Here is a 12597-nt window from a genome sequence, read left to right as displayed (position 1 = left end):
ACTGAATAGAGTGAAAAAATATTTTATGTGGCATCATCGGTAAGATTCAGAAGTCACGGCGAACCACACAATCAAATTAGAGGTTGGCTGGGGTGGAATTGGGCGAAAATGCTACTGTGCGCTTGACGCAGATAACGAACCTCAGCCGGATGCTTTGTGGAGAATTGATGCCGGAGGTCGATCGCAAATTAGGGATGATGATTATGTGCGATCGCTAGCTGTACAATCATCGCAGTGTTTGGTATTTGGTGCGAGGGGCGATCGCACTCTCTTGGACAAGCCTTACGATAGCGAGCTCGCACGCGAGGTTTGATTTGGTGAGTCAACAATTTGAATTGCACTCACACATCTCCATTAATGCCAGTATAATTGTAATTGTTTGTCATCAGGGCTTTATGTCAGCAAAGGATAAATTTCATGATGTTGTGAAGATTGCCTTGCAAAAGGATGGTTGGCAGATTACAGATGACCCACTTTCCATCAGTGTGGGTGGAGTTGATATGTTAATCGATCTGGGGGCGGAACCTCTGCTGGCAGCCGAACGGCAGGGCGAGAAAATTGCTGTAGAAATCAAGAGCTTTTTGAATACTTCAGCGATAACAGATTTTCATTTAGCGGTTGGACAATTTATCAACTACCGTACAGCACTCAAGTTTAAAGACCCCCAACGTCAGCTATTTTTGGCAATTCCTTTGACGGCGTATAACGATTTCTTCAAGCTGGAATTTACAACTGCTGTTGTGGAAGATTACCAGTTAAAATTATTGGTTTATGACGTAGAAGAAGAGGTGATAGCTTTATGGAAAAAATAGAAAAATATCGGGATTGTATCAAACAAGTTCTCACGAAATATGCTGCATACAAGCCTTCTTATGGAGAAGTAGAGGTGCAAGTGGTTTTTGACACAGAACACAATCATTATCAAGTTGTTCGAGTGGGGTGGGATAACAAACAGCGAGTTTACGGCTGTCCTATACATCTCGATATTAAGGATGGCAAAATCTGGATTCAGCAGAATGGAACAGAAATCGATTTAGGGCAAGAGCTGGTTAATATAGGTGTGCCGAAGTCGGACATTGTGGTTGGGTTTCATCCACCTTATATGCGTCAGTTCACAGAATTTGCAGTGAGTTAAAACTAACGTTGATGCTTTTGGTTGCAGACATCGATCGCTCTTTATGTGTTATGGGGCGATCGCACTCTGTACAATCATCGCAGTGTTTAGTATTTGCTGTGAAGGGCGATCACTTGCGTACTTTGATTTGTTATACTGATAATTGTAGACTTACGAAGCTTAGAACAATGAAAACCTATAGCTTTGATGCCATTATAGAGTTAGTCGAAGAAATGTCTGATGACGAACAGATCACTCTCATCGATTTGATCGGACGACGACTGAAGGAAAAACGGAGAGATGAGATCGCTCTTAATATTGTTCGAGCCGATGAAGAGTATTTGCATGAACAAGTATTCCGAGGCACAGTAAATGATATCATGGCAGAATTAAAAAGATGAGAACTCTTGTCTTAGCCTCTTCTTTCAAACGAGCTTTCAAATCCTTAATCCGCCAAGAACCTGAAATGGAGGAAAAAATAGCTGAGCGACTAGAACTATTGGCTAATGATCCATTTCATCCCTCACTTAAGACCCACAAGCTGAAAGGTAAACTATCTGGTGCTTGGGCTTGTACTGTAGAGTACGACTGTCGAATAGTCTTCAATTTCAAAAAATATTCAGATTCAGATGTTGAAGAGATCCTTCTGATTGATATTGGTAGCCATGACGAAGTTTATTGAGTTCATCCTTTAAGCAATAGACGTAACTCGATCGTCATACAGTTATTAGGAGGATTATGAGAGATTGGAAGGCTCTAAAGGAACGCTATTTGCGAGATAATCTACCCATTCGTTTGGGAAATTTAGCATCGAATTTGGCACGAATTAAATCTTGCTGTCAAAATGCAGCTAATGGCGAAATAATTGAAAGTTTGCTGCAAGAAAGTAAGCTGTTTATTGAATGGACTGCTCAAGATGCAGAGATAGAAATAGCTGCTGAGTTAGTTGAGTTGCAAATTCAGTTAGCTTGCTGGCAGTATTCTTGGGCAAGGATTTGGGAGGATGCAGAACAACGAATGAGAGTTGGAGAAGAGGGAAGGATTAGGTCGGAGAAAGTGCTGAATATGTCGGGTTTGTTGGCTGTGAATTAGATTGGGGCGATCACCCTTTTTTTGCTGGGACAATTCCCTATTGGATAGCTACGCTTCAGGCCTGGAGTGCAACCATCGCCCTTTGAAAGGGTGAAAATGGATCAGATTGTGAGTGGAAAAAGAGGTTGGGTAACACGAGTGTCAACGGAATAGGCAAGATGGGCGATCGCACTAAGTTATGCTGCGACTACTTCGACAGACCTGAGCATTATATCCATTCAACCTTTGATGCCAAATCTATCATAAAGCATCTTTCTTAACCTATTGCTACCGCGTTTCACGAAGTCATCTTCAGATTCCTGCTCCAAAGGTTCACCAATTTGATTGCTAAAGTCAGATAAAAAAGATTCATTCTGAATTAAGCTCGACACCTCTTCTGAGAATTTTTGCTTTTCATTATTGGAAAATGAGAAGGGCGTCAACATAAGGAAAGTTCCTGCTGTTAAATCCATTTGAAGGGATGGAAGAGTTAAATCAGATTCTGGCAGTGATTGAGTAGGTGATTGCTTAATCTCATCCATAAATTGCTTAAAATTACTCATCACTGATTGAGTAGGTGATTGCTCAATCTCATCCATAACTTCCTTAAAATTACTCATCACTTATTCTCACTTGGTATGCCGATTTTTCCACGAACCATAAAAAGAACGAAGCAGCTTTTCAAATGACTTGACAACTTCCTCTATAATTTTACCTTTCGTTTTATCATCCAACCGATTCCATAGTCTGAAAAACCAATTAAATAGTTCAGATAGCCAACCAAACATCCGTATACTCCAAAGCTACGAAACAGAACCTATAACCCAACGCTGTAATATTGGCTGCATATAGATAGCCAAGCTTACCTTTTCAATCGCTGGCAGTTTTCTGATATTTGCTGCGAGGTGCGAGGAAATACTAAAGCCAGACTAAACGCTGATGAAGGTTGGGTTGCAACAGGAAACCCAACCTACCAATTCAAACTGAACTAACTATCTTTACCCTTTACCTCCAAACAGTTTATATATTCCGTATCCAACAGCAGCAGCCGCAGCAACAGGTGCAGCAGCAACTATGGCAGTACCAGCAATTGCGCCTCCCCCGACAACGCCACCGATACCCGCAAGGGTGCCCATAATTGCAGCACCAGAGGCACCGCCAGCTACCGTTACAGCACCAGCACCAACTAGACCAGCAGCAGCCCCAATGTTTGTAGCTGTTCTTGCCGCTGCACGAGCATCATTCTCTTCCTCAGACAAGTTCGATTGCTCTTTGAACAAAGTTTCATTCATTATTTTTGCCCCCAGATAAGCAGGGCCTGCTGCTAATACCGCAGGAGCCGCCGCCATACCACCACCAACCACACCACCTGCTGCAGCTAGACCCGAAGTAATTCCTGCTCCTGAAGTTGCTGCAACAGTCAACCCTGTTGCAGCACTGGCAGCCGCACCTACCGCAGCACCAGTTTCTGCAACCGCTTTGACTGTTTTGACTGTATTTCCATTAATTCCCAGAGTTTTTTCTACAACATTTTCTACCACTTCTTCACCTGCTTTACTGGCCAAATCTTCCCACTTCATAAATTAATTTATCCTTTTAATACTTGTTCCATTATCCTTAATAAATTCAAGGTTTTTCTAGCCCAATAATGTTCTATTTTGCCGCCAATTCTCCCTCGCTTATACTTTAACTTTAATCTAAGTTTGTACGAAAATGTACGAAAATGTTGGCAGTTGTGAGCTACAATACACAAAACTCTCGCATCTCCCTGCCAGATGAATCTTAAAGAAATGTTAAATGTCGCCGATCGCATAGTCTTCGAGAAAACGGGTCAACACCTTGACGATTTACAAGAGGCGGTACTGCGGGGAACTCTAGAACGCGAGACATACAAGCACATAGCCAAAGATTTTGACTGTTCTGAAAGTAGTGCTAGGAATGCGGGTTCGGAATTATGGCGGATACTTTCAGAAAAATTAGGGGAAGATGTCAATAAAAAGAATTTTTGCTCGGCAATGCAGAGGTGGCAAGTTTCAAATGTCTCCAATTTTGCAAAAGATGTTGTAGGGATTGGTATCTTTAACCTGTGTGGAGAACCTAGACACCCGCCAGATATATCAAACTCACATAATGACGAAAAATCTAACCCACAACAAACCAAAACTCTACATCAAGATTTAAGCGAAATGCCAGATTTGGGTGATTTCTTCGATCGCACTCCCGAACTCCAAACCCTCACCACATGGATTCTACAACAACGCTGTCGGCTCATCACCCTCACCGGCATCAGCGGTATCGGCAAAACCACCCTAGCAGTCCAACTCGTACAACAAATTAAAAACGAGTTTGAGTACGCAGTTTGGTACACTCTAGACGAATTCCCCACCCTAGAAAAATTTCAATCTAACCTAATACAGCTTTTTTCCAATTCCGAAAAACAAGATTCATCCCCAACCAACCAGAAACGATTACCGCTGATTAACTATTTACAAAACCATCGCTGTTTAATAGTCTTAGATGACGTTCACAACCTTTTCTGTAGCGGAGAATTGGCAGGAAAATATAAACCAGAATCCGAAGAATATCGCTCTTTATTCAAACAAATAGAAAAATTATCCCATCAAAGCTGCTTTATGTTAATCGGTTGGGAACAACCCAGAGAAGTGACTCAAGTTAAAAGCCAAAATACTTCTATTCGCACCTTACAACTCAAAGGTTTAGACATCGCCGCCGGATGGGAAATACTCAGAGATTATGGGTTAGAAGAAAGCGACAACAGTGAAACACTCATTCATCGTTATCAAGGGAATCCCCTATGGTTAAAAAGCGTGGCGAATCTGATTCAAGACTTGGGAGGAGGCGTGACAGATTTATTACCAAATGATACCATATTGTTGCCGGAAGATTTGAAAGATGTTTTACAGCAGCAGTTCGATCGCCTATCCGAACTAGAAAAACAAGTCATCTCCTTGTTAGCGAAAGAAAGCCAGCCAATCAACCGGGCAAAATTGCTAGAAAATGAGATAATTCCGGCTTCAGATTTGCTAAATGCCTTGCAATCTCTATCGCGGCGCTGCTTGATAGAACAACAAGCAAATTTTTACACGATTTCACCTGTACTGAGGCAATATGCGATCGCCCGTGCAGTGTAATTGATACAACCATTGCTTGCATTCTCGCCCTTCACCCAAATTACTAGAAGTGGCAATGGGCGATCGGGTAAATAGGGCGATCGGTTCGATAGAATCATCGGTAGTCGCAATTCCATTGTTTGCCATGACGCTGAAAGAATTAGAGCCTCAACTCCTGGCACTCTCTGACGATGAAAAAGCTCAAGTCGTTCAACTCCTCACTCAAGGTAAAATCACTCCTTGGCGTGGTATTGAAAAAACGCCTGATGTTTGTGGCGGGAGTGCCTGCATTGCTGGAACTCGCATCACCGTTTGGGGACTTGTAGAAGCTCGTCGCATTGGCTATAGCGAAGCCGAGTTACTCACAAGCTATCGATTACTCTCTGCTACGGATATTGCTAACGCTTGGGCTTATGCTGAAGCCTTTCCCGATGAAATTGAAACAGAAATTCGGGAAAACAATGAAGTGATGGACGAGGATTTGTAGCAGATGGCACGTCTTTATGCCGCCGATGAGCAATACCTTCACCGTAACTTAGATGGTAGTGATGCCTTGCCCTAAATGCTTCAAGACTTGAAAAGCCGATCGCAATTCACTTCGCACAGTATAAATCGAAAATGCCCGCGATAACCCGTATTCGGCTGTAGGTTGAGCCCTGAGTTTCACAAACAACACATCATCGCCATTCGTCAACATACCAAATCTCGGTTTATCCAAATCAGGATTTGCCATCATGTATGCTAATCCTTGGGGTAATGCCGATCGCGTCGAAATCGTAGTCTTCTTACACTCCAAAACCATTACCCAAAGCTGCCAAGGCAAAATCAAGATATCAATTCGTCCGCGCAGGGTTTCTTCCCCATCATCGATCGCAATTTCGATAGCAGCTTCAGCCTTCATCCTGAAAGGTGGATCGTAGAATCCCGCCAGTTCTAACAAAGGTGATGCCACCAGCAAAGTCACTGCCCCTTCTAACAATTCTCCATCGGCCCTATGATATAGCAATCTGCGTCGTAGCGTATCCAAAGCAGTCTGTTCAGAATCGCTGAGAGTTGGCAATTGGGCTTGCCACTCTGTAAAAAAAGCCTCATCCTCAGTTCGGCTCAAATTCAACCTTGATTCAGCCTCAGCCAGGCTTTTAATAGCTTCTGTAACTGCAATAACCTTTGCCATTCGTTCACCTTTGATTCAAACCGTTGAATTTCCCACGAACATTAGCTTCATTGTAAGCAAATATAGGGAAACTGCTATAGCGATCGCAGTTTTCAATATCATATGAATTCCGGTTGAATTGGAATGATTAAACCGCAGAGGACACAGAGAACACAGAGTCAGAGAACAGAGAGATGAATAATTCCTATGCTACCGGATTTGATATCACTTCTATTGGTTTCTGTCCAAAAACAAAAACCGGGCAACTCCACAGCTACCCGGAAATCCTAACTTTAGACCTCAGACAAAACTAAAATCTAAAACCTAAAATTCTTAAACAGCTACAGCCTTCTTAGGAGCGCTCAATTCGCCCTTAGCATACTTAGCTGCAAAATCGTCCAAAGACACTTGCTTAATCTTTGTACCGTGACCGGCGCAACCGAAAGAGTTGTAACGATCGCTACAAACCTTCTGCATATACTTGATCGACGGCTTCAAGAAGTGGCGGGGGTCAAACTCATCGGGCTTGGCGAACAAAGCTTCGCGCACCGCAGCGGTAATCGCCAAACGGTTGTCAGTATCGATATTGATCTTACGAACGCCGCACTTGATACCCTTTTGGATTTCTTCCACAGGTACGCCGTAGGTTTCGCGGATTTTGCCGCCGTTGCTGTTGATGATTTCCAGCAATTCTTGGGGCACAGAAGAAGAACCGTGCATTACCAAGTGAGTATTCGGCAAGCGGCGGTGAATTTCTTCAATGCGGCTGATTGCCAAAATTTCGCCAGTCGGCTTGCGAGTGAACTTGTAAGCGCCGTGAGAAGTGCCGATCGCAACTGCTAGAGCATCAACGCCGGTTTGCTCGACGAAATCCACAGCTTGTTCAGGATCTGTCAGCAACTGATCGTGAGAAAGCGCACCTTCAAAGCCGTGGCCATCTTCTGCTTCGCCCATTCCTGTTTCCAGAGAACCCAAGCAACCCAGTTCGCCTTCAACGCTAACGCCGATCGAATGAGCAACATTCACCACATCGCGAGTAACTTGAACGTTGTACTCGTAGCTAGCAGGAGTCTTAGCATCCGCTTCCAGAGAACCGTCCATCATGACGCTGGTGAAACCTTGGCGCATGGCAGAATAGCAAGTGCCGGGGGCATTGCCGTGGTCTTGGTGCATGGAAATGGGAATGTGAGGATAGGTTTCAACTGCTGCCAAAATCAAGTGGCGCAGAAAATTTTCGCCAGCGTAGGAGCGAGCGCCGCGAGAAGCTTGCAGAATCACGGGGCTGTTGGTTTCGTCAGCAGCGCGCATGATCGCTTGGATTTGCTCCATGTTGTTGACGTTGTAAGCCGGTAGGCCGTAACCATTTTCAGCCGCGTGGTCGAGCAGCAATCGCATAGGTACAAGCGCCATAGATATTCCTCCTAATTATTTGTGATTTTTGGGCAGTGAATTTTGGACAAGCTCAATTCTTACGATAATAGTGAAATACCCAAACTAAACGGAATACCGTTATAGTTCGGGCTTCGTGTCTCGTTTGCCGTTGCTCTGTTGGGTATCTCATTACAGAGATTCGTCACTGAAGACGATCCGAGTCTGACACAGCATCTCTGGGCTTTTACACCCTTTATCCCTTCCTAGGGAACCCACGCAGAAACCCTGTTTCCCAAGGCAAAAAACTCTTTCGTACAACAAACATGGATTATATTTCACAACAGGGCGTACCCTGTAAACCAGCGGTCTGTTTTTTCCCCCTTTCTCGCGGTCTGTTGTCCTTGCCAAGCATCTTAGTGCTACTGTAGCCTGTTGTTTGCAGTCGAGTGGGTGGGTCGCAACCACTTATATTTTACACGTTTTTTGCTAGAGAAATTAGGAACTTGTCGCTCTTTTTCACAAGCCTTGCGAAAGCTTATATCCCGACGCCCAATAGAGTACAATTACAGCGCGGGACTTACGCCAAAAGAGTTTAATCTTATCCCTCCATTGTACAGGCATTCGCCAGAAGGCCTTGGGTTAGATGCTGAAGGCAGAATTTTTACCTTCTAATTTTTAATTCCCGTAGGGCCTCGTTCCCCAGCTCGATGTCCTCTCCCCCTATAGGGTTTATGATTGATAAGCAGCGGTTGACCGGCTACCGGCACCGCAACAATGCTTCACCCAACGGGCTTACTCTATGGCAGCGCTGAATCGCACTACTCTTCGTCGGCTACAAAACTTACCTCAAATTCCCAGCGTGTGGGAGGGCGATCGCCGACCCTTATCTAATGCTGACTCACACATGATGCTAGATGACGATGACGTTCTAGAAGCTGGTGGCGAGTGCATTCTCTGGGTCGATGGCTCCGAAGGAGTCGTGAGGGCTATGGACATGGTAGGCCCAGATGCCGGCCCAGAGGCGCTCGTCCGGGCCTTGCTACGGGCAATGGAACATCCCCAAAGTCCGGCTCCCGCAGTCCGCCCCCAAAAAATAGTAGTCAAAAACCGAGAAATTCAATTTTATCTGCGGGGCGTACTTCAAGATTTAGGCATTTCCATTGACTACGTGCCGGAGTTGCCCCTAATTGACGAAATATTTCGAGGCATGGAAGAGGTAGCGATCAACAGACCTCCTGAGTTGCCACCTCAGTATGCTGAAGTTTTAATGGAAAAAGCTGCTCAAATTTGGCAAGACGCTCCGTGGCGGACTTTGAGGGAACACCAAATTATATCTATTGAAATCAATCAGTGGGATGTCGCCAGCCTCTACGTGTCCGTATTGGGGCAAGGCAGAATGGATTACGGAGTTTTACTGTACCGTTCTCTAGAATCCTTGAAACGGTTTCGAGAACGAGTCGTCAACGATGAATCTTTTGAAGATTTAGAACAGGCTTTTTTAGGGCAAGACTGTTTGTTTGTTACCTTTGAAAGTGCAGCAGATATTGATGAGGACGACGACGAAATTGATTTAGCCGATTTGCCTCCATCGGAAATTGAACCAAATTTCGGCAACCTACATCCTTTAGAAGGATTGCGATCGATCCTTTACGAAGAAGAAGCCCTCACGATGTTAGTGGCTCTCGAAGCATTTCATCGCTTTTTCCGCAACGGCCGCCGGAAATTGGGCTCAGACACTTTTCCCACTCTTAGCAGCCGCTACCGCATCCCTGTGCCGCAGCCTGACGGAGAAATTCAACAGGTATCCGTTAAAGTTTCCACGATGCCCGATGTATCAGACGAATTATTACAGATGCTCGGTGATGACGATGATGACGATGATGACGATGATGATGAATTTGACAAGCCACTGCTGCGGGACGATTTGGTGCCGCAAAATTCATTTTTGAGTCTCGGTGCCGTACCTTGGGAAACGGTAGATTTCCTGCGCCAAAGTGTCCAGTTTCACCAAGGTGCAGAAATTGATATTAATACCGCCGGAGATGGTTTGCCGGTGGTGATGATCCAAACTTCTCATCCGAAGGCAAAAACTATGATTCAGGATTTGAAAGAAGCTGGAGGTGTGAAGGGGATTGGTTTTAATCCGGGCGAAAATCCTTTTCAGGATGAGCAATACGACTTGGGTATTTTGCAAACTAAAAATGGCGAGTTGTATTTGTTTGGGGAGTTTAATGAAGACGATCCGGTGCATCAGGAAGCTCGCAAGAAGTGGGATCGCCGCTGTAAATTAACCAACGGTTGGTGCGGTTTGATTATTGCTAAAGGGTTGATGGGTGCTTCTCGCGGTCAGCCTCAGTTTAAGGATATGATCGCTTTGCTTGAGGTGCGCTGGGTGTCTGCTAAAGAGTTGGGAATTGGGCCACTTCAGTTAATGCCGATGTTTTGAAGTTAGTTGACTGTTGGCTGTTGACTGTTGACTGTTGACTGTTGGCTGTTGACTGTTGACTGTTGACTGTTGACTGTTGTGAGAAGGAAGAGGTAAAAGTAATATCCAAGGTGCGCCCCAGCGCACCATAGTTTTTAAATTATCAAGGAAAATGATTATGTCAAATTCTACTCAAAAGCGAGAAGTGTTAGTCGCCCTTGATGCTGAATTCGCGGAGAAAATAGACCAACTTACTGATGATTGGACGGAGGCGATCGAACAAGCTCTCCGTCTCTGGTACGCTAAGCAAATAGAAGATAAGTTGCGGAAGTTTTATCAAAACCGCAGCCCCGAGGATATTGAGGAGGAAAAAGAGTGGTTTAATTTTGTAGAAGAACAGATAGAAGAAACATGGAACAGCGATGGACTCTAACTCAACAGCAAAAACTTATCCCCGCCAAGGTGAGATTTATCTTTCAAGGGCTTTGCGTCAGTTAGGAGATACCAAAAAAAGACCTGTAGTTGTGGTTTCTCCCGATATCCGCAACGAGTTTACTGATTCTGTAATTGTTGTTCCTTTCACAAGTAACCTTGCAGGAGTAGAAAATCCTACTCGTGTCTTGATTCCTGCGGGTGAGGGAGGATTGCAAGCTGAGTCTCTAGCTGTATGTGAAAACGTTTCTGCTTGGCGGCAGACATTCCTAGAACAAGGCCCTTACGGTCAACTTAGTGCCGATGTCCTAGCAAGAATTCAGAGGGCTGTACAAGTGTCGATCGCCATTTATGAACTTTGAATGTTTCGGAAATTCTAAATTTTGTTACAATTTGTAAAAATACTGTAAAGGATAGGTAAAATGCGGGTTGCGATCGCAGGTGCGGGACTGGCTGGAATGACCACAGCAGTCGATTTAGTGGAGGCCGGCCACGAAGTAGAAATTTTTGAATCCCGCCCCTTTGTTGGCGGCAAAGTCGGCAGTTGGGTAGATCCCGACGGCAATCACGTTGAAATGGGTTTGCACGTCTTCTTCGGCTGCTATTATAACTTATTTGCCCTGATGAAAAAAGTGGGAGCTTTTGACGATTTGCTCCTCAAAGAACACGTCCACACTTTTATCAATCGAGGCGGCGAAACTGGTTCTTTGGATTTTCGCTTTCCCGTGGGTGCTCCTTTGCACGGATTGAAGGCATTTTTTACTACATCCCAGCTATCCGTACAAGACAAAATTCAAAATGCGATCGCCCTGGGAACTAGCCCGATCGTCCGAGGTTTGATAGACTTTGAAGGAGCGATGAAAACTATCCGCGATTTGGATAAAATTAGCTTCGCTGACTGGTTCCGCAGTCAAGGGGGCAACCAAAACTCGCTTAAAAGAATGTGGAATCCGATCGCCTACGCACTGGGTTTTATCGACACTGAAAATATTTCTGCCCGGTGTATGTTGACAATCTTTCAATTCTTTGCATCAAAAACCGAAGCCTCTGTCATGCGGATGCTGGCTGGTTCTCCCAACGAATATTTGCACAAACCAATTGTGGAATATTTGGAAAGTAAAGGAGCAAAAATTTACACGCGGCGCAGAGTCCGAGAAATTCAGTTTGAAGAAGGCGAAGAAACCCGCGTAACAGGCTTGGTAGTAGCTAACGGCGAAACCGAAGAAAATATTACCGCAGACGCTTACGTTTTCGCCTGCGACGTACCAGGAATTCAGAAAATATTGCCCCCAGCTTGGCGCAAATGGTCAGAATTTGACAACATTTATAAATTAGATGCGGTGCCAGTTGCTACAGTACAATTGCGGTTCGACGGTTGGGTAACGGAACTGGAAGACGAAGCCAAGCGCAAACAGTTGAGCCACGCTGTAGGAATCGATAATTTGCTGTATTCAGCAGATGCAGATTTTTCTTGTTTTGCAGACCTAGCGCTGGCAAGTCCCAAGGATTATTATAAAGAAGGACAAGGCTCGCTGCTCCAGTTGGTGCTAACACCGGGAGATCCGTTTATTAAACAAAGCAATGAGGCGATCGCCCAACACGTACTTAAGCAAGTTCAGGATTTATTTCCCTCAGCGCGGGAATTAAACATGACTTGGTACAGTGTAGTTAAGCTAGCTCAATCTTTGTATCGGGAAGCACCGGGAATGGATGTTTTCCGCCCCGCTCAAAAAACTCCGATAGCCAATTTCTTTCTAGCAGGAAGTTACACTCAGCAAGACTACATTGATAGCATGGAAGGAGCGACACTTTCAGGCCATCAAGCGGCTAAGGCAATTCTCGAAGCTTACAGTCATTAGTCATTAGTCGTCTCTCGTTTTCTCTCCTTCTCTCGTTCCCA

General features: G+C 44.7%; 17 protein-coding genes. 12 read left to right on the top strand and 5 right to left on the bottom strand.

Annotated features, from left to right (window positions below; all coding sequences use genetic code 11):
* The first annotated feature begins 92 nt into the window (after positions 1-92).
* From QUB24_RS07335 to QUB24_RS07310, 6 genes are all read left to right on the top strand, one after another.
* Entirely contained in the window at positions 93-218 is a 126-nt protein-coding gene (locus QUB24_RS07335) for a hypothetical protein (RefSeq protein ID WP_333151990.1), read from the top strand.
* 177 nt (positions 219-395) lie between these two features.
* On the top strand, positions 396-812 hold the full coding sequence (locus QUB24_RS07330) for a XisH family protein (protein ID WP_333152144.1): 417 nt from the start codon (positions 396-398) through the stop codon (positions 810-812).
* Entirely contained in the window at positions 800-1135 is a 336-nt protein-coding gene (locus QUB24_RS07325) for a XisI protein (protein WP_333151988.1), read from the top strand. The genes QUB24_RS07330 and QUB24_RS07325 overlap by 13 nt, the downstream gene beginning before the upstream one ends.
* 167 nt (positions 1136-1302) lie before the next feature.
* The gene (locus tag QUB24_RS07320; protein WP_333151985.1) at positions 1303-1515 is read left to right on the top strand and encodes a hypothetical protein; all 213 of its coding nucleotides are present in this window, start codon (positions 1303-1305) and stop codon (positions 1513-1515) included.
* Positions 1512-1796: a type II toxin-antitoxin system mRNA interferase toxin, RelE/StbE family gene (locus QUB24_RS07315; protein ID WP_333151983.1), complete on the top strand. Its 285-nt coding sequence runs from the start codon at positions 1512-1514 to the stop codon at positions 1794-1796. The genes QUB24_RS07320 and QUB24_RS07315 overlap by 4 nt, the downstream gene beginning before the upstream one ends.
* A gap of 56 nt (positions 1797-1852) precedes the next feature.
* A complete protein-coding gene (locus tag QUB24_RS07310; protein WP_333151981.1) occupies positions 1853-2206 on the top strand; it encodes a hypothetical protein in 354 nt (117 codons plus the stop codon).
* Positions 2207-2424: 218 nt separating this feature from the next.
* Here the strand turns inward: QUB24_RS07310 and QUB24_RS07305 are convergent, their stop codons facing one another.
* Positions 2425-2805, bottom strand: coding sequence for a hypothetical protein (locus tag QUB24_RS07305; RefSeq protein WP_333151979.1), 381 nt, complete (start codon positions 2803-2805; stop codon positions 2425-2427).
* 378 nt (positions 2806-3183) lie between these two features.
* Complete coding sequence (locus QUB24_RS07300; protein WP_333151977.1) at positions 3184-3765, bottom strand: RNA polymerase subunit sigma-24; 582 nt, start codon at positions 3763-3765, stop codon at positions 3184-3186.
* 195 nt (positions 3766-3960) lie between these two features.
* Here QUB24_RS07300 and QUB24_RS07295 point away from each other — a divergent pair, with 195 nt between their 5' ends.
* Both QUB24_RS07295 and QUB24_RS07290 read left to right on the top strand, forming a co-directional pair.
* Positions 3961-5337, top strand: coding sequence for an NB-ARC domain-containing protein (locus QUB24_RS07295; protein WP_333151975.1), 1377 nt, complete (start codon positions 3961-3963; stop codon positions 5335-5337).
* Positions 5338-5461: 124 nt separating this feature from the next.
* Positions 5462-5803, top strand: a complete 342-nt coding sequence (locus QUB24_RS07290) for a DUF433 domain-containing protein (protein WP_333152141.1) — start codon at positions 5462-5464, stop codon at positions 5801-5803.
* 48 nt (positions 5804-5851) lie between these two features.
* Here QUB24_RS07290 and QUB24_RS07285 read toward each other — a convergent pair whose 3' ends face one another.
* Both QUB24_RS07285 and fba read right to left on the bottom strand, forming a co-directional pair.
* The gene (locus QUB24_RS07285; RefSeq protein ID WP_333151973.1) at positions 5852-6490 is read right to left on the bottom strand and encodes a type I restriction endonuclease; all 639 of its coding nucleotides are present in this window, start codon (positions 6488-6490) and stop codon (positions 5852-5854) included.
* 312 nt (positions 6491-6802) lie between these two features.
* Entirely contained in the window at positions 6803-7879 is a 1077-nt protein-coding gene (gene fba, locus QUB24_RS07280; protein WP_333151971.1) for a class II fructose-bisphosphate aldolase, read from the bottom strand.
* A gap of 760 nt (positions 7880-8639) precedes the next feature.
* Here fba and QUB24_RS07275 point away from each other — a divergent pair.
* On the top strand, positions 8640-10286 hold the full coding sequence (locus tag QUB24_RS07275; RefSeq protein WP_333151970.1) for a DUF6930 domain-containing protein: 1647 nt from the start codon (positions 8640-8642) through the stop codon (positions 10284-10286).
* Here QUB24_RS07275 and QUB24_RS07270 read toward each other — a convergent pair.
* Complete coding sequence (locus QUB24_RS07270) at positions 10269-10415, bottom strand: hypothetical protein (protein ID WP_333151967.1); 147 nt, start codon at positions 10413-10415, stop codon at positions 10269-10271. The two genes, QUB24_RS07275 and QUB24_RS07270, sit on opposite strands and share 18 nt — an antisense overlap.
* A gap of 28 nt (positions 10416-10443) precedes the next feature.
* Between QUB24_RS07270 and QUB24_RS07265 the strand changes: the two genes are divergently transcribed.
* The 3 genes from QUB24_RS07265 to zds are packed head-to-tail and all read left to right on the top strand — an operon-like array spanning position 10444 to position 12556.
* Positions 10444-10698 (top strand): hypothetical protein, encoded by a 255-nt coding sequence (locus QUB24_RS07265; protein WP_333151966.1) that lies wholly within the window; start codon positions 10444-10446, stop codon positions 10696-10698.
* Positions 10688-11059: a type II toxin-antitoxin system PemK/MazF family toxin gene (locus QUB24_RS07260; RefSeq protein WP_333151964.1), complete on the top strand. Its 372-nt coding sequence runs from the start codon at positions 10688-10690 to the stop codon at positions 11057-11059. The genes QUB24_RS07265 and QUB24_RS07260 overlap by 11 nt, the downstream gene beginning before the upstream one ends.
* A 60-nt stretch (positions 11060-11119) precedes the next feature.
* Positions 11120-12556 carry a 9,9'-di-cis-zeta-carotene desaturase gene (gene zds, locus QUB24_RS07255; protein WP_333151961.1) on the top strand — a complete coding sequence of 479 codons (1437 nt, stop codon included), beginning with the start codon at positions 11120-11122 and terminating at the stop codon, positions 12554-12556.
* The last annotated feature ends 41 nt before the right edge of the window (positions 12557-12597 follow it).

It is taken from the genome of Microcoleus sp. B9-D4 (genome assembly GCF_036705105.1).
Taxonomy (GTDB): domain Bacteria; phylum Cyanobacteriota; class Cyanobacteriia; order Cyanobacteriales; family Microcoleaceae; genus Microcoleus.
Note: the sequence above shows the minus strand (reverse complement) of the source record. Positions and strands in the feature narration are given on the sequence as shown.

Excerpts from the sequence above, each read along its gene's own strand:
- QUB24_RS07330 (WP_333152144.1), top strand. The coding sequence starts at position 396 with ATGTCAGCAAAGGATAAATTTCATGATGTTGTGAAGATTGCCTTGCAA.
- QUB24_RS07325 (WP_333151988.1), top strand. The coding sequence starts at position 800 with ATGGAAAAAATAGAAAAATATCGGGATTGTATCAAACAAGTTCTCACG.
- QUB24_RS07320 (WP_333151985.1), top strand. The coding sequence starts at position 1,303 with ATGAAAACCTATAGCTTTGATGCCATTATAGAGTTAGTCGAAGAAATG.
- QUB24_RS07315 (WP_333151983.1), top strand. The coding sequence starts at position 1,512 with ATGAGAACTCTTGTCTTAGCCTCTTCTTTCAAACGAGCTTTCAAATCC.
- QUB24_RS07310 (WP_333151981.1), top strand. The coding sequence starts at position 1,853 with ATGAGAGATTGGAAGGCTCTAAAGGAACGCTATTTGCGAGATAATCTA.
- QUB24_RS07305 (WP_333151979.1), bottom strand. The coding sequence starts at position 2,805 with ATGAGTAATTTTAAGGAAGTTATGGATGAGATTGAGCAATCACCTACT.
- QUB24_RS07300 (WP_333151977.1), bottom strand. The coding sequence starts at position 3,765 with ATGAAGTGGGAAGATTTGGCCAGTAAAGCAGGTGAAGAAGTGGTAGAA.
- QUB24_RS07295 (WP_333151975.1), top strand. The coding sequence starts at position 3,961 with ATGAATCTTAAAGAAATGTTAAATGTCGCCGATCGCATAGTCTTCGAG.
- QUB24_RS07290 (WP_333152141.1), top strand. The coding sequence starts at position 5,462 with ATGACGCTGAAAGAATTAGAGCCTCAACTCCTGGCACTCTCTGACGAT.
- QUB24_RS07285 (WP_333151973.1), bottom strand. The coding sequence starts at position 6,490 with ATGGCAAAGGTTATTGCAGTTACAGAAGCTATTAAAAGCCTGGCTGAG.
- fba (WP_333151971.1), bottom strand. The coding sequence starts at position 7,879 with ATGGCGCTTGTACCTATGCGATTGCTGCTCGACCACGCGGCTGAAAAT.
- QUB24_RS07275 (WP_333151970.1), top strand. The coding sequence starts at position 8,640 with ATGGCAGCGCTGAATCGCACTACTCTTCGTCGGCTACAAAACTTACCT.
- QUB24_RS07270 (WP_333151967.1), bottom strand. The coding sequence starts at position 10,415 with ATGGTGCGCTGGGGCGCACCTTGGATATTACTTTTACCTCTTCCTTCT.
- QUB24_RS07265 (WP_333151966.1), top strand. The coding sequence starts at position 10,444 with ATGTCAAATTCTACTCAAAAGCGAGAAGTGTTAGTCGCCCTTGATGCT.
- QUB24_RS07260 (WP_333151964.1), top strand. The coding sequence starts at position 10,688 with ATGGACTCTAACTCAACAGCAAAAACTTATCCCCGCCAAGGTGAGATT.
- zds (WP_333151961.1), top strand. The coding sequence starts at position 11,120 with ATGCGGGTTGCGATCGCAGGTGCGGGACTGGCTGGAATGACCACAGCA.